The following is a 15,958-nucleotide window of genomic DNA, read 5'->3' on the forward strand; positions in this document are numbered from 1 at the left end:
CATGGCCGAACTTCAGACGTTCATCGATGACTTGCGGGCCGAAGGCGAGAGCCTCGACGCCCTGGTTGCAGATCTGCCCGAGGAGAAGTGGGCGACACTGACGCCTGCGGAAGGGTGGACCATCGCGCATCAGATCGGGCACCTGCACTGGACGGACAGTGCCGCGATCCTGGCGATCACCGACCCGGACGGGTTCGCGGAGCAGTTGAAGGCGGCGTTCGTGAATCCGGCGGGGTTCGTCGACGACGGTGCCGCCGAGCAGGCTGCTCGCCCGCCTGCAGAGTTGCTGGCCGATTGGCGAGCGGGGCGCACCGCTCTCGTCGAGGCACTGACCGCAGCGCCGGCCGGCACCAAGTTTCCCTGGTACGGCCCGCCCATGGGCGGAGTCTCCATGGCAACCGCTCGGTTGATGGAAACGTGGGCACACGGACAGGACGTCGCTGATGCCCTTGGCGTCGAACGCGCCCCGACGGCGCGCATCAAGAACATCGCTCACCTGGGTGTGCGGACGCGGAACTTCGCGTACTCGGTCAACGAGAAGACGCCGCCCGCCGACGATTTCCGGGTTGAGTTGACCGCGCCCGACGGCTCGCTCTGGACCTGGGGGCCGGAAGATGCGCCGCAGAAGGTGACCGGGTCGGCGTTGGACTTCTGCTTGCTGGTCACTCAGCGGGCCAATCGCGCTGATCTCGACCTGGTCGCCGTCGGTGCCGACGCAGACGAGTGGCTCGGGTTCGCGCAGGCGTTCGCGGGTCCCAGCGGCGAGGGACGAGCTGCCGTCGGATCCAGCGGCGAGGGACGAGAAGCGGAGGTGGGCAAATGAGTTCGGTACGGATCGGTAACTGTTCCGGTTTCTACGGCGACCGCGTCTCGGCGATGCGCGAGATGCTCGAGGGTGGCGAACTCGACTACCTGACCGGCGACTACCTGGCCGAACTGACGATGTTGATCCTCGGCCGGGATCGGATGAAGGACCCGTCGCTCGGCTACGCGAAGACGTTCCTGCGGCAGGTGGAGGACACTCTCGGCCTCGCGCTCGACAAAGGGGTGAAGATCGTCGCGAATGCAGGCGGTCTCAATCCCGCCGGCCTGGCCGATGCGCTGCGCGAGGTCAACACCAAGCTTGGGTTGAACGCGAAGATCGCCCACGTCGAGGGCGACGATTTGATCTCTCGCGCAGACGAACTCGGACTCGGCTCCCCGCTGACGGCCAATGCGTACCTCGGTGCCTGGGGCATCGTCGAAGCATTGTCGGCCGACGCCGATGTCGTGGTCACCGGACGTGTCACCGATGCGTCGGTGATCGTCGGTCCGGCCGCTCACCATTTCGGTTGGAAGCGAGATGATTTCGATCAGCTGGCCGGTGCTGTTGCGGCGGGCCACGTCATCGAGTGCGGAACTCAGGCCACCGGCGGCAACTACGCGTTCTTCACAGAGATTCCCAACTTGGGTAGGCCGGGATTCCCGATCGCCGAGATCAACGCGGACGGATCTTCGGTCATCACCAAACATGCCGGAACGGACGGCGAGGTGAGCGTCGGCACCGTGACGGCGCAGCTGCTGTACGAGATCACGGGTGGACGCTACGCGGGACCGGACGTGACCACCCGCATCGACAATGCGGTGCTCACCCAGGAAGGCCCGGATCGGGTGCTGATCAGCGGCGTCACGGGAGAGGCCCCGCCGCCGCAGTACAAGGTCTCGCTGAACACGCTGGCCGGGTTCCGCAACGAGGCCACCTTCATCCTGACCGGTCTCGACATCGAGGCCAAGGCCGATCTGGCGAAGACTCAACTCGAATCCTGGCTGACGAAGAAGCCGGCCGAACTGGTCTGGACTCTCGCCCGCACGGATCATCCGGATTCCGACACCGAGGAAACAGCGAGTGCGTTGCTGCGCTGCGTGGTTCGTGACGCCGACCCCAAGGTGATCGGTCGTCCCTTCTCCGCGGTTGCGGTGGAAATGGCACTCGCCAGTTACCCCGGCTTCTCGCTGACCGCGCCGCCGAGCAACGGCCAGCCGTACGGAGTGTTCACCCCCGGCTACGTCGACGCGGGATCGGTGCCTCACGTCGCCGTACTTCCCGACGGCACGCGCGTGGACATCGCTCCGTCGACGCTGACGCTGGACCTCGAACCGGTCGACGAACCCGAGCGTCCGCAGCCCTTGCCGCCACAGTCCTCGATCTCGGTGCCGCTCGGCACTATCGCCGGTGCGCGCAGTGGAGACAAGGGTGGAAACGCCAACGTCGGAGTCTGGGTTCGCACCGACGAGCAGTGGAAGTGGTTGGCGCACACTCTGACCGTCGAAATGCTCAAGGAACTGCTACCGGAAGCAGCAGACCTGAACGTCACTCGCTACCAGCTTCCGCACCTTCGTGCCGTCAACTTCGTGATCGAGGGAATCCTCGGTCAGGGTGTGGCCTCGCAGGCGCGGTTCGATCCGCAGGCCAAGGGAATTGGTGAATGGCTGCGCTCGCGCCACATCGACATCCCGATTTCGCTACTCCCCGTAACTGACGAGAAAGAGGATTCACGGTGACCGTGTGGACCACACCGGAAAGGCTTGCGCTTCGCGAGACCGTACGCGGATTCGTGAACCAAGAGATTCTGCCGCATCTGACGCAGTGGGAGCGCGACGGCGAGATTCCGCGCGAATTGCACCGCAAGGCAGGCGCTCTCGGCCTCCTCGGGGCCAGTGCGCCCGAATCGGCGGGCGGTGAGGGCGGCGACGCCGTCGACTCCATCGTGATCTGTGAGGAGATGCACCAGGCGGGTGCGTCGGGCGGGCTGTTCGCCTCACTGTTCACCTGCGGCATCGCCGTGCCGCACCTGATTGCGGCCGGCGACGAGGCGCAGATCGAGAAGTGGGTCAAGCCGACCCTGCGCGGCGACAAGATCGGCTCGCTCGCCATCACGGAACCCGGCGGAGGCAGCGACGTCGGGCACCTGACAACTACAGCCAAGCGCGACGGCGACCATTACGTAGTCAACGGTGCGAAGACGTTCATCACCTCCGGTGTTCGCGCAGACTTCGTCGTCACTGCCGTGCGTACCGGTGGCCCCGGCGCGGGTGGCGTCTCGCTGCTCGTAATCGAGAAGGGCACACCGGGATTCACGGTCTCGCGCAAACTCGAGAAGATGGGGTGGCGTGCATCGGATACCGCCGAGCTGTCCTTCGTCGACGCCCGTGTTCCGGTGGAGAATCTGGTCGGGGCAGAGAACAGCGGCTTCGCGCAGATCGCGCAGGCCTTCGTTTCCGAGCGCGTCGCCCTCGCTGCGCAGGCGTATGCCAGCGCCGAGCGATGCCTCGAGTTGACCCTCGAATGGTGCCGCGCCCGCGAGACTTTCGGACGCCCACTGATCAGTCGGCAGGCAGTGCAGAACACCGTCACCGAGATGGCCCGCAAGATCGACGTCGCCAAGGTGTACACGCACTCGGTGATCGAGCGGTACATGGCCGGTGACGGCGATCTGATCGCCGAGGTGTGCTTCGCCAAGAACACGGCGGTCGAAACGGGTGAATGGGTTGCCAACCAAGCCGTTCAGCTGTTCGGCGGCCTCGGATACATGCAGGAAAGTGAAGTGGAGAGGCAGTACCGGGACATGCGAATTCTGGGAATCGGTGGCGGAACCACCGAAATCCTCACCGGCCTCGCGGCCAAGCGATTGGGGTATCAGTCATGAGTGTCATTCGGTCAACACTGGACACCAACTCCGAGGTGTACCAGACCGCAACATCGACCATGAACACCAAGCTCGCCGAGATCGAGGTCGAGCACGCCAAGGCGTTGGCGGGCGGTGGCGAGAAGTACACCGAGCGTCACCACAAGCGGGGAAAGCTCCTGGCACGCGAGCGGATCGAGCTTCTGCTCGATCAGGATTCACCGTTTCTCGAACTGTGCCCCCTCGCTGCGTGGGGGAGCGACTTCCCGGTCGGCGCCAGCACCGTGGTCGGTATCGGCGTCGTCGAAGGCGTCGAATGCCTGATCGTCGCCAACGATCCCACCGTGCGCGGCGGCACCAGCAATCCATGGACGCTGCGTAAGGGATTCCGCGCGAACGACATCGCGATGCAGAATCGCCTTCCGGTGATCTCGCTCGTCGAGTCCGGTGGCGCAGACTTGCCGACGCAGAAAGAGGTGTTCATTCCCGGTGGCCGGATGTTCCGTGACCTCACTCAGCTGTCCGCAGCCGGAATCCCCACCATTGCACTGGTCTTCGGTAACTCGACGGCCGGCGGCGCGTACATCCCGGGCATGTCCGACCACGTCGTGATGATCAAGGAACGCTCCAAGGTGTTCCTCGCAGGCCCGCCGCTGGTCAAGATGGCCACCGGTGAGGAATCCGACGACGAGGCACTCGGCGGCGCCGAAATGCACGCTCGTAAGTCCGGTCTGGCCGACTACTTCGCCGCCGACGAGCAGGATGCGATCCGCATCGGGCGCTCGATCGTCAAGCGGCTCAACTGGACCAAGAGGGGGCCGGCGCCTCGCACCGAGATCATCGAACCGCTCGAGGATCCGGAAGAGTTGCTCGGCATCGTTCCCGCCGATCTGAAGATCCCGTTCGATCCGCGTGAGGTCATCGCCCGCATCGTCGACGGTTCCGACTTCGACGAGTTCAAGCCGCTCTACGGTTCCTCTCTCGTGACCGGCTGGGCGGAGCTGAACGGCTACCCGATCGGCATCCTGGCCAACGCCCGTGGAGTGCTCTTCAGCGAGGAATCCCAGAAGGCCACGCAGTTCATCCAGCTCGCCAACCGTTCCAACACGCCGTTGCTGTTCCTGCACAACACCACCGGCTACATGGTGGGCAAGGAATACGAGGAGGGCGGCATGATCAAGCACGGATCGATGATGATCAATGCGGTTGCCAACTCCAAGGTTCCGCACATCTCGATCCTGCTCGGAGCGTCGTACGGCGCCGGTCACTACGGCATGTGCGGACGGGCGTTCGATCCGCGATTCCTCTTTGCCTGGCCCAGTTCCAAGTCCGCCGTCATGGGCGGAGCGCAACTCGCCGGCGTCATCTCCATCGTGGGACGCGCTGCTGCCGAGGCCCGCGGCCAGGTGTTCGACGAGCAGGCTGATGCCGGTATGCGCGCGATGATCGAGAACCAGATCGAGGCCGAGTCACTTCCGATGTTCCTGTCCGGACGTCTGTACGACGACGGCGTCATCGATCCCCGAGACACCCGCACCGTGGTGGGAATGTGCCTGTCGGCCATTGCCACCGCCCCGATCGAAGGCACCGAGAACTTCGGCGTCTTCCGTATGTGAGGCACGCCGTGACAATCACTTCTGTACTGGTCGCCAATCGTGGCGAAATCGCCCGCCGTATCTTTGCAACCTGCCGCAAGAACGGAATCGGCACGGTCGCGGTGTTTTCCGATGCGGATGCCGACAGCCCGCACGTCGCCGAAGCCGACGCATCGGTTCGGCTGCCGGGTAACACGCCCGCCGAGACCTACCTGCGGGGTGAGCTGATCATCGCCGCTGCAAAGGCTTCGGGCGCCGACGCCATTCACCCCGGCTACGGGTTCCTGTCCGAGAACGCGGAGTTCGCGCGCAGCGTCATCGACGCGGGGCTGACGTGGATCGGCCCACCCGTCGAATCCATCGAGCTCATGGGGTCGAAGGTCGAGTCCAAGAAGATCATGGATGCCGCCGGAGTGCCGGTGCTGTCCGAACTGGATCCCGCTGCGGTGACCGAAGCGCATCTGCCGGTGCTCATCAAGGCGTCGGCGGGCGGAGGCGGACGCGGGATGCGTGTCGTTCGTGAATTGTCGGCGCTGGACGGCGAACTGGAAGCGGCGCGGCGTGAGGCGCAGTCCGCTTTCGGTGACCCGACGGTCTTCTGCGAGCGCTACCTCGAAACCGGTCGGCACATCGAGGTTCAGGTCATGGCCGACCGCCACGGCGGCGTGTGGGCGGTGGGAGAGCGCGAGTGCTCGATCCAGCGTCGACACCAGAAGGTCGTCGAAGAGGCGCCGTCTCCGCTCGTACAGCGCATCCCAGCCATGCGCGACAAGCTTTTCGACGCCTCGCGGCTCGCCGCCAATGCCATCGGCTACGAAGGGGCGGGAACCGTCGAGTTCCTCGCCGACGAAAAGGGCGACTTCTTCTTCCTCGAGATGAACACTCGTTTGCAGGTGGAGCACCCGGTCACCGAGTGCACCACGGGGCTCGACCTGGTGGAGCTGCAATTGCAGGTGGCTTCGGGTGACACGCTGCCGGACGAGCAGCCGGAGATCCGCGGGCATTCCATCGAGGTGCGTCTGTACGCCGAGGATCCCGCCAAGAACTGGCAGCCGCAGAGCGGAACCGTTCACCACATCGAGTTGCCCGGTAACGTGGCAGAATTCAGTGTTCTGCGCGAGCAGGGTGTTCGCCTCGATTCCGGCGTCGTCGACGGCAGTGTTGTCGGCGTCCACTACGACCCGATGTTGGCCAAGGTCATCTCGTACGCGCCGACCAGAACGGCAGCTGCGCGGCTGCTCGGATCGACGCTGGCGCGCACCAGGATTCACGGCCTGCGCACCAACCGGGACCTGCTCGTCAACGTCCTGAGCCACCCGGCCTTCATTGCGGGAGACACCGACACGGCGTTCTTCGAGACCCACGACCTCGAGAAACTGTCAACGCCTCTGGCCGACACTGACGCCGAAAGACTTTCGGCGCTGGCGGCCGCACTTGCCGATGCCGCGCACAACCGGGCGTCGGCCCGCGTCATCGGCCGCTTGCCCAGCGGGTGGCGCAACCTGCCGTCGCAGCCGCAGAGCAAGAGTTATTCCACTGCGTCGGGCGACTACGACGTCCGCTACTTCCTGAGCCGAAGCGGCGTGCTGAGTGCAGAAGGCTTCGACGACGTGAGTCTGGTGTCGGCTACTGCGTCCCGGGTAGTGCTCGAGGAAAGCGGAGTACGGCGTTCGTTCGACGTGGCGGTCTACGGGAGTGAGATTTTCGTCGACTCCTCGCTCGGGCCCGTCGCGTTGTCGGCAGCACCGCGCTTCGTGGATCCGTCGGCGGAGGTCGCCGCCGGTTCGTTGCTCGCTCCGATGCCGGGCTCGGTCATCCGCCTCGGCGCCGCCCTCGGTGACACCGTCACTGCCGGCCAGCCGATTCTGTGGCTCGAGGCCATGAAGATGGAACACACCGTCACCGCGCCGACTGCCGGTGTCCTGGTGGAACTTCCGGTTGCCGTCGGCCAGCAGGTCGAGGTCGGATCGGTACTCGCACGTGTGGAAGAACCCGCTACAGAAGAGGAAGCATGATGAGTTTCATCGAAACCGAAGAGCAGAAGGAACTGCGGGCATCCGTTTCCAAACTGGGTGAGCGCTTCAACTACGTCGACTACGTGCTGCCCAAGGCACGAAAGGGTGAGCCGCTCACCGAATTGTGGAACGAGGCGGGCAAACTCGGATTCCTCGGCGTCAACCTGCCGGAGGAATACGGCGGCGGCGGTGCGGGGATCTACGAACTCGCGCTGGTGCAGGAGGAATTGGCGGCACAGGGTGCCGGTCTGCTCCTGGTTGTCGTCTCGCCGGCCATCTGCGGCACCATCATCGGCAAGTACGGCACGGCGGAGCAGAAGCAGCAATGGCTACCCAGCCTCGCCGACGGATCCAAGATCATGGCGTTCGGAATCACCGAGGCGGACGCTGGTTCCAACTCGCATCAGATCACGACGACTGCTCGGCGTGACGGAGAAGACTGGATCCTGAGCGGGAACAAGATTTACATCTCGGGTGTCGATCAGGCTGATGCGGTTCTCATCGTTGCGCGCACCGAGGACTCCAAGACCGGCAAGCTCAAGCCCGCTCTGTTCATCGTCCCCACGGATTCTCCCGGATTCGTGAAGACGCAGATGGAGATGGACATCATCGAACCGGACCACCAGTTCATCCTCTTTCTCGACGATGTGCGTCTGCCGGCCGACGCTCTGGTCGGCGAAGCCGATGCCGCTCTGATGCAGTTGTTCGCCGGCCTGAACCCCGAGCGCATCCTGGGTGCGTCGATGGCCATCGGAATGGGCCGTTACGCCCTGAACGCTGCGGTGAAGTTCGCGAACGAGCGCACCGTCTGGAAGACGCCGATCGGTGCGCACCAAGGTATTTCGCATCCACTCGCCCAGGTGAAGATCGAACTCGAGCTCGCCAAGCTGATGATGCAGAAGGCTGCGGTGCTCTACGACAGTGGCGACGATTTCGGTGCTGCCGAAGCCGCGAACATGGCGAAGTACGCGGCCGCCGAAGCCAGCATCAAGGCACTCGATCAGGCGATCCAGACGCACGGCGGCGCAGGCCTGACGAAGGAATACGGGTTGGCTGCCATGCTCGGCGCGGCACGTATCGCCCGCGTTGCCCCGGTGAGCCGCGAGATGATCCTCAACTTCGTCTCGCAACACTCTCTCGGTCTGCCTCGGTCCTACTAGACGGTCTCACGAGAAAGGGCGAAGCATGACGGACGAGGACAAGCCATACGTACGGTACGACGTATCGGGCGGTGCGGCCACGATCACTCTCGACTCACCACACAACCGCAACGCGATTTCGACGCGGTTGGTCACGGAGTTGCAGGCTGGGCTGACGTCGGCGGCGGCCGATCCGGAAGTTCGAGCCGTGGTGCTCACTCACACCGGTGGAACATTCTGCGCGGGAGCCGATCTCAGTGAGGCCTCGGGGTCGTCGGCATCTCCGGAGGAGGCCGTCAAGGAGCGAGGACGGGGAATGTTGACGCTCTTGCGCAGCATTCTCGAGCTTCCCAAGCCGGTGATCGGGCGGATCGACGGTCACGTCCGGGCCGGGGGTATGGGTCTTGTCGGGGCGTGCGACATCGTCGTCGCCGGACCGGCGAGCACCTTCGCGGTGACGGAATCACGGTTGGGTTTGGCAGCGTCCATCATTTCGCTCACCGTCCTACCGAGGCTCGACCAGCGATCTGCGAGCCGCTATCTACTCACCGGAGAGAAGTTCGGCCAGCACGAGGCCGAATCCATCGGACTCGTCACCGCCGCGTCGCAGGACACGGGGGAGTCGATCACCGAGCTGCTCGGGACCCTGCGCCAATGTTCACCGCAAGGGCTTGCCGAATCGAAGTGGATCACGACGCGTTCGGTCCTGGCCGGATTCGACCGGGACGGCGAGGAGATGATCGCGCAATCGGCTCGGCTGTTTTCGTCCGACGAGGCTCGTGAGGGCATGATGTCTTTCTTGCAGAAGCGTCCAGCGGCCTGGGCGCAGTAGAAACTGCGCAGCTGGGACACAGAAGCGCTGGAACACAGCAGTAGAAGGGATGGCGGCGCGATGACTCGAGAGCCCAAGCAGGACCGAAGTCGAGTCACGCGCTCCCACCTGCTGGAGGTGACTGTGGAGTGTCTCGCCGAACTCGGATGGAGCGCAACGACGATGAGCGTCGTCGCGCAGCGTGCCGGGGTGTCCCGCGGTGCGATGCAGCATCACTTCCCGACGCGTGAGGACCTCATCACCGCGGCGCTCGAGGTGATGTTCGACGCCAGGATGGACCAGGCACGCAAGGAATCCACCGACCTTCCGGTGGGTGCCGGACGGACAGAGGCGATCATTTCGCGGTTGGTCGAGTACTACACCGGGACTCTGTTCAAGGCAGCACTGCAGGTGTGGACGGCCGCCGCCTCGGACCCCGACCTGCGGGCTCGCGTGTTGCCCCTCGAGGAACGGTTCGGGCGGATCGCGCACCGGATGGCCGTCGAGAGTCTGGGAGTCGACGACTCCGATCCCGTGACGCACCGCTTGGTACAGGCGACCCTGGACCTGGCCCGTGGGCTGGGGCTTGCAGACGTCTTGACCGACGACTCGCGCCGACGCACCGAGGTGGTCAAACAGTGGGCCGCGCAATTGGATTCCACGCTGGTTCGGGTACCGGTCGCAACTCCCTGAATCGGCAGCGGCGTGGGCGCACCGATGCGCGCGACGCGCACGTGGCGTGTGTCGGGGGCCACCGCGAAGTACAGTCGGCTCCATGGCCGCACGCACTCTCACCTCGATCGGGACTTCGGTATTGGTCTCGGCCGCCGTGCTCTCGGCTGTGGTCGGATGCAGCTCCGACGACGGGTCCGTCGATCAGCCGGGCGACGGAGCGGGTTCGCAGGCACTCGCACCTACGGATCCCGGACCGATGTTCGCCGAATGCGGCTCGGTGACCGACGAAGAAGTTGTCAGCGCCTTCAATCTCGGCGCTTTCGCGACGACGACGCGCAACGGCGTCGGTTGCCAGTGGGAAGTCGCCGGCTCGAACGGTCCGAGCGTCAGTTTCTCCTGGTACCGCGGAAGCCCGATCGGCCGCGAACGGGCTGGGTCCGACCTGCTCGGACGCCCCGCCGACGACATCACGATCGGTGGACACCAGGGCTTCATCGCGTCCACGGCAGGTTCGTTGTGCGAGTTGGGTATCGCGTTCGGCGGAGACTTCGTGCACTGGTCGATCACCTACGGTTTGCTGCCACCGACCGCGGATCCGTGCACGGTGGCACGGGATCTGATGGAAAAAACAGTGTCGAGGGCACAGTGAAGCGAGTAAGGATCGGACTCGCCGTGGCCGGGTCGCTGGTTCTGCTGACAGGCTGCGGCTCGGTGGTTACCGGGACTCCCCGCGCGGAGGGCAGCTACGGCGGTAGCGACAGCCAGGAATTCGCGAACGTCCTCCAAGAATGCGAAGCCGTCACCGACGAGCAGATCGCCGGCGCCGTGGGTGCCGACGCCGTCGGGCGTGGGTTCTTCGGCGCTATCTGCCGTTGGGACGGCATCGGCGCCGCGGGTCCGATCAAGATCACCTTCAACTGGTTCGAGACGGGCACACTCGATCACGAGCGCGCTGCTTTCGAACATCTCGGATACGTGGTGGCGAAAATCGACATCAACGGCAGTGGCGGGTACCAGGTCCGCCAGCCGGCCGATCCGCAGAGTTGCGGGGTGAGCGCGAGCGCACCGGCCGGGGGAGTGTTCGGGTGGTGGGTCACCGAGCCACAAGGCGGCGCGGATCCGTGCGACGCGGCGGCAAAGCTCGGCGCTTTGACGTTGAACCGCAGCATCTGATCGCGACCGGTCCGATCGGGTGGTCGCACTGCGCGCTCAGAGTGGCGCTCAGAGTGGGTGGTCAGGGCGTGAGGTCACTATCACCGTGGCCTCGCTTTGACCTCGTGGCGCGCCGACAGGTATCGTTATGGGTCGTGTCCGGCATGCCCGGGCCGATCTGTGTGCCTAGCTAGGTATTGCCGTGCGCGCGTTCGAGCAGAATCTGCTGATGAACGAGCATCCGGCTGCCTGTGTGGGGGTATGCGACACGCCCGACCTCGGGGGCGGTGCACGGCATGAAAGTGCTGAGTACACACTCTGAGGTGGGTGAGGAGCAGCAGCTCTCTTGCTCCAACTGCTAGATCCCTAATTTCAGAACAGCCACGTTTTCGAACGGCCCGAGTTCGCTCGAGCAGTCTGTTCGTCACAAGAAAGCCGGTAAATGCCAACCATCAACCAGCTGGTCCGCAAGGGTCGCCGCGACAAGACCGCCAAGGTCAAGACGGCAGCCCTCAAGGGCAGCCCGCAGCGTCGTGGCGTGTGCACTCGCGTGTACACCACCACCCCCAAGAAGCCGAACTCCGCGCTCCGTAAGGTCGCACGTGTTCGCCTCACGACTTCGGTCGAGGTCACCGCGTACATCCCCGGCGAAGGTCACAACCTTCAGGAGCACTCCATGGTGCTCGTCCGTGGCGGTCGTGTGAAGGACCTCCCGGGTGTCCGCTACAAGATCATCCGCGGCTCCCTCGACACCCAGGGTGTCAAGGGTCGCAAGCAGGCACGCAGCCGCTACGGCGCCAAGAAGGAGAAGAGCTAATGCCACGTAAGGGCCCCGCTCCGAAGCGCCCGCTCATCAACGACCCGGTTTACGGTTCCCCGTTGGTGACGCAGCTCGTCAACAAGATCCTGCTGGACGGCAAGAAGTCCACCGCAGAGCGAATCGTGTACCAGGCTCTCGAGCAGGCACGCGAGAAGACCGGCACCGATCCGGTCGTCACTCTCAAGCGCGCCCTGGACAACGTCAAGCCTGCACTCGAGGTTCGTAGCCGCCGCGTCGGTGGCGCTACCTACCAGGTGCCGGTCGAGGTTCGCCCCGGTCGTTCCACCACGCTGGCACTGCGCTGGCTGGTCACCTTCTCGCGTGCACGTCGTGAGAAGACCATGGTCGAGCGTCTCGCCAACGAGCTCCTCGATGCCAGCAATGGCCTCGGTGCAGCTGTGAAGCGTCGCGAAGACACTCACAAGATGGCCGAAGCCAACAAGGCATTCGCCCACTACCGCTGGTGATGTAAAGCGTCGGAGCAACTGCCATCGGGTGGGGCTCCGACGCTTGTCGCCGTTGGCGACTTGTTCATCTCGCCGGATTCCGGACGCAGGTGGCCAGGTTCGCCTCGGCAGAGACATAATTGAAAGACCATGGCCCTGACGGTGGAACACACCGATAAGGCCGACACCCGAAAACCAAGCAACGAGCGGGGAAGAAACCTGTGGCACAGGAAGTGCTGACTGACCTGAACAAGGTCCGCAACATCGGCATCATGGCGCACATCGATGCCGGCAAGACCACCACCACCGAGCGCATCCTGTTCTACACCGGTGTCAATTACAAGATCGGTGAGACGCACGACGGTGCGTCGACGACGGACTGGATGGAGCAGGAGAAGGAACGCGGCATCACGATCACGTCTGCCGCCGTGACTTGCTTCTGGAACAACAACCAGATCAACATCATCGACACCCCCGGCCACGTCGACTTCACGGTCGAGGTGGAGCGGTCGCTGCGCGTGCTCGACGGCGCAGTTGCTGTCTTCGACGGTAAAGAGGGTGTCGAGCCGCAGTCCGAGCAGGTTTGGCGTCAGGCTGCCAAGTACGACGTTCCGCGCATCTGCTTCGTCAACAAGATGGACAAGATGGGCGCGGACTTCTACTTCACAGTCCAGACCATCATCGACCGCTTGGGCGCGAAGCCGCTCGTTCTCCAGCTGCCCATCGGCGCTGAGGACGACTTCGACGGCGTCGTCGACCTGGTCGAGATGAAGGCCATCACCTGGCGCGGCGTGGTCCCGACGGGAACCGCTCCGACCATCGAGGAGATCCCCGCGGATCTCGTCGAGAAGGCTGCCGAGTACCGCGAGAAGCTGCTCGAAACGGTTGCCGAGTCCGACGAAGCTCTCATGGAGAAGTACTTCGGCGGCGAAGAGCTCACCATCGAGGAGATCAAGGGCGCCATCCGCAAGATGACGGTCGCCTCCGAGCTGTACCCGGTTCTCTGTGGCTCCGCGTTCAAGAACAAGGGCGTTCAGCCCATGCTCGACGCTGTCATCGACTACCTTCCGAACCCGTTGGACATCGGCGAGGTAATCGGCCACAAGCTCGGTGACGAAGAAGTAGAGATCACTCGCAAGCCGAGCAAGGACGAGCCGTTCTCGGCTCTCGCCTTCAAGATCGCTGCTCACCCGTTCTTCGGCAAGCTGACCTTCGTGCGCGTCTACTCGGGTCGTATCGATCCGGGTGCTCAGGTGCTCAATGCCACCAAGGGCAAGAAGGAGCGCATCGGAAAGCTCTTCCAGATGCACGCCAACAAGGAGAACCCGGTAGACGAGGCCGTAGCCGGCCACATCTACGCGATGATCGGCCTCAAGGACACCACCACCGGTGACACCTTGTGCGATCAGGCGAGCCCCATCGTCCTCGAGTCGATGTCGTTCCCCGCGCCGGTCATCCAGGTCTCCATCGAGCCCAAGACCAAGTCCGACCAGGAAAAGCTGGGCGTCGCGATCCAGAAGCTCGCCGAAGAGGATCCGACCTTCTCGGTCGAACTCGACGAAGAGACCGGCCAGACCGTCATCGGCGGTATGGGCGAGCTCCACCTCGACATCCTCGTCGACCGCATGCGCCGCGAGTTCAAGGTCGAGGCGAACGTCGGTAAGCCGCAGGTTGCGTACCGCGAGACCATCACCAAGAAGGTCGAGAAGCACGACTACACCCACAAGAAGCAGACGGGTGGCTCGGGCCAGTTCGCAAAGGTCATCATCGCTCTGGAGCCTTTCGTGGGCGAAGACGGTGCTACCTACGAGTTCGAGAACAAGGTCTCCGGCGGACGTATCCCGCGCGAGTACATCCCCTCCGTGGATGCCGGTGCGCAGGACGCGATGCAGTACGGTGTTCTCGCCGGCTACCCGCTCGTGAACCTGAAGCTGTCGCTGCTCGATGGTGCTTACCACGACGTCGACTCCTCGGAAATGGCGTTCAAGGTTGCCGGTTCGCAGGCACTGAAGGAAGCCGCCCGCAAGGCCGGCCCCGTCATTCTCGAGCCGCTCATGGCTGTCGAGGTCACAACGCCCGAGGAGTACATGGGCGACGTGATCGGCGACCTCAACTCCCGCCGTGGCCAGATCCAGGCCATGGAGGAACGCAGTGGTGCCCGTGTCGTGAAGGCGCTGGTTCCGCTCTCGGAGATGTTCGGTTACATCGGTGACCTGCGGTCGAAGACCCAGGGCCGAGCGAACTTCTCCATGGTGTTCGATTCCTACGCAGAGGTTCCCGCGAACGTCTCGAAGGAAATCATCGCCAAGGCGACGGGCGAGTAAGCACAGCGAGCTCCCCAGCCCGCGCCGGCAAGTGACCTCGGTTTCTTCCGGCACGAAGCACGACCAAGTAACAACCAACCGCACTGCTGCATACGGCAAGCAACAACAGTCCAGGAGGACACAAAGTGGCGAAGGCGAAGTTCGAGCGGACGAAGCCGCACGTGAACATCGGCACCATTGGTCACGTCGACCACGGCAAGACCACGACGACGGCGGCCATCACCAAGGTTCTCGCGGATGCATTCCCCGACCTGAACGAGGCTTCGGCCTTCGATCAGATCGACAAGGCTCCCGAGGAAAAGGCTCGTGGCATCACGATCAACATCTCGCATGTTGAGTACCAGACGGAAAAGCGCCACTACGCGCACGTCGATGCACCGGGTCACGCCGACTACATCAAGAACATGATCACCGGCGCAGCTCAGATGGACGGCGCTATCCTCGTCGTCGCAGCTACCGACGGCCCGATGCCCCAGACGCGCGAGCATGTCCTGCTCGCTCGCCAGGTTGGCGTTCCTTACATCCTCGTCGCCCTGAACAAGGCCGACATGGTTGACGACGACGAGATCCTCGAGCTCGTCGAGATGGAGGTCCGCGAACTGCTGGCCGCTCAGGAATTCGACGAGGAAGCCCCCGTCATTCCGATCTCGGCACTCAAGGCACTCGAGGGTGACCCGAAGTGGACGCAGTCCATTCTCGACCTGATGGCTGCTGTCGACGAGTCCATCCCGGACCCGATTCGTGAGACCGAGAAGCCCTTCCTCATGCCCGTCGAGGATGTCTTCACGATCACCGGCCGTGGCACCGTTGTCACCGGTCGTATCGAGCGGGGCGTTGTCAACGTCAACGAAGAGGTCGAGATCGTCGGCATCAAGGAAACCTCGACCAAGACCACGGTCACGGGTATCGAGATGTTCCGCAAGCTGCTCGACTCGGGCCAGGCCGGCGACAACGTCGGACTGCTCGTTCGTGGCATCAAGCGCGAAGATGTCGAGCGTGGACAGGTTGTCGTCAAGCCGGGCACCACGACTCCCCACACGGAGTTCGAGGGCCAGGCATACATCCTGTCGAAGGACGAGGGCGGCCGCCACACCCCGTTCTTCAACAACTACCGCCCGCAGTTCTACTTCCGTACCACGGACGTTACGGGCGTCGTGACGCTGCCTGAGGGCACCGAGATGGTCATGCCCGGTGACAACACCGAGATGTCCGTCAAGCTCATCCAGCCTGTCGCCATGGACGAGGGCCTGCGCTTCGCAATTCGCGAAGGCGGCCGTACGGTCGGCGCCGGCAAGGTTGCCAAGATCATCAAGTGA

The 15,958-nt window shown here is 63.9% G+C and carries 14 protein-coding genes; all 14 read left to right on the forward strand.

From position 1 onward, the window contains the following. The first annotated feature begins 1 nt into the window (after position 1). A complete protein-coding gene (locus V3587_RS14945; protein ID WP_283376713.1) occupies positions 2-823 on the forward strand; it encodes a TIGR03084 family metal-binding protein in 822 nt (273 codons plus the stop codon). Beyond that, positions 820-2,541, forward strand: a complete 1,722-nt coding sequence (locus V3587_RS14950) for an acyclic terpene utilization AtuA family protein (protein ID WP_095970317.1) — start codon at positions 820-822, stop codon at positions 2,539-2,541. The genes V3587_RS14945 and V3587_RS14950 overlap by 4 nt, the downstream gene beginning before the upstream one ends. Beyond that, complete coding sequence (locus V3587_RS14955; RefSeq protein WP_007728404.1) at positions 2,538-3,686, forward strand: acyl-CoA dehydrogenase family protein; 1,149 nt, start codon at positions 2,538-2,540, stop codon at positions 3,684-3,686. Before V3587_RS14950 ends, V3587_RS14955 begins: the two co-directional genes overlap by 4 nt. After that, positions 3,683-5,281, forward strand: a complete 1,599-nt coding sequence (locus V3587_RS14960) for an acyl-CoA carboxylase subunit beta (RefSeq protein WP_283376712.1) — start codon at positions 3,683-3,685, stop codon at positions 5,279-5,281. Before V3587_RS14955 ends, V3587_RS14960 begins: the two co-directional genes overlap by 4 nt. An 8-nt stretch (positions 5,282-5,289) precedes the next feature. Further along, a complete protein-coding gene (locus V3587_RS14965) occupies positions 5,290-7,275 on the forward strand; it encodes an acetyl/propionyl/methylcrotonyl-CoA carboxylase subunit alpha (RefSeq protein ID WP_283376711.1) in 1,986 nt (661 codons plus the stop codon). Further along, complete coding sequence (locus V3587_RS14970; RefSeq protein ID WP_033236424.1) at positions 7,275-8,435, forward strand: acyl-CoA dehydrogenase family protein; 1,161 nt, start codon at positions 7,275-7,277, stop codon at positions 8,433-8,435. The genes V3587_RS14965 and V3587_RS14970 overlap by 1 nt, the downstream gene beginning before the upstream one ends. Positions 8,436-8,460: 25 nt before the next feature. Then, positions 8,461-9,246, forward strand: coding sequence for an enoyl-CoA hydratase family protein (locus V3587_RS14975; protein WP_283376710.1), 786 nt, complete (start codon positions 8,461-8,463; stop codon positions 9,244-9,246). Positions 9,247-9,306: 60 nt separating this feature from the next. After that, positions 9,307-9,918 (forward strand): TetR/AcrR family transcriptional regulator, encoded by a 612-nt coding sequence (locus V3587_RS14980; RefSeq protein ID WP_003942008.1) that lies wholly within the window; start codon positions 9,307-9,309, stop codon positions 9,916-9,918. 82 nt (positions 9,919-10,000) lie between these two features. Beyond that, the gene (locus V3587_RS14985; RefSeq protein ID WP_095970315.1) at positions 10,001-10,549 is read left to right on the forward strand and encodes a DUF3558 domain-containing protein; all 549 of its coding nucleotides are present in this window, start codon (positions 10,001-10,003) and stop codon (positions 10,547-10,549) included. Positions 10,550-10,572: 23 nt separating this feature from the next. Then, positions 10,573-11,073, forward strand: a complete 501-nt coding sequence (locus V3587_RS14990) for a DUF3558 domain-containing protein (protein WP_234036799.1) — start codon at positions 10,573-10,575, stop codon at positions 11,071-11,073. Between the two features lie 421 nt (positions 11,074-11,494). Continuing rightward, entirely contained in the window at positions 11,495-11,869 is a 375-nt protein-coding gene (rpsL, locus tag V3587_RS14995) for a 30S ribosomal protein S12 (RefSeq protein WP_003941908.1), read from the forward strand. Next, entirely contained in the window at positions 11,869-12,339 is a 471-nt protein-coding gene (gene rpsG / locus V3587_RS15000) for a 30S ribosomal protein S7 (protein WP_003941856.1), read from the forward strand. The genes rpsL and rpsG overlap by 1 nt, the downstream gene beginning before the upstream one ends. 200 nt (positions 12,340-12,539) lie before the next feature. Then, positions 12,540-14,642 (forward strand): elongation factor G, encoded by a 2,103-nt coding sequence (gene fusA, locus V3587_RS15005; protein ID WP_007728394.1) that lies wholly within the window; start codon positions 12,540-12,542, stop codon positions 14,640-14,642. Between the two features lie 125 nt (positions 14,643-14,767). Then, positions 14,768-15,958: an elongation factor Tu gene (gene tuf / locus V3587_RS15010; protein WP_003941926.1), complete on the forward strand. Its 1,191-nt coding sequence runs from the start codon at positions 14,768-14,770 to the stop codon at positions 15,956-15,958.

This window comes from Rhodococcus sp. IEGM 1306 (assembly GCF_036541985.1).
Lineage (GTDB): Bacteria > Actinomycetota > Actinomycetes > Mycobacteriales > Mycobacteriaceae > Rhodococcus_F > Rhodococcus_F qingshengii.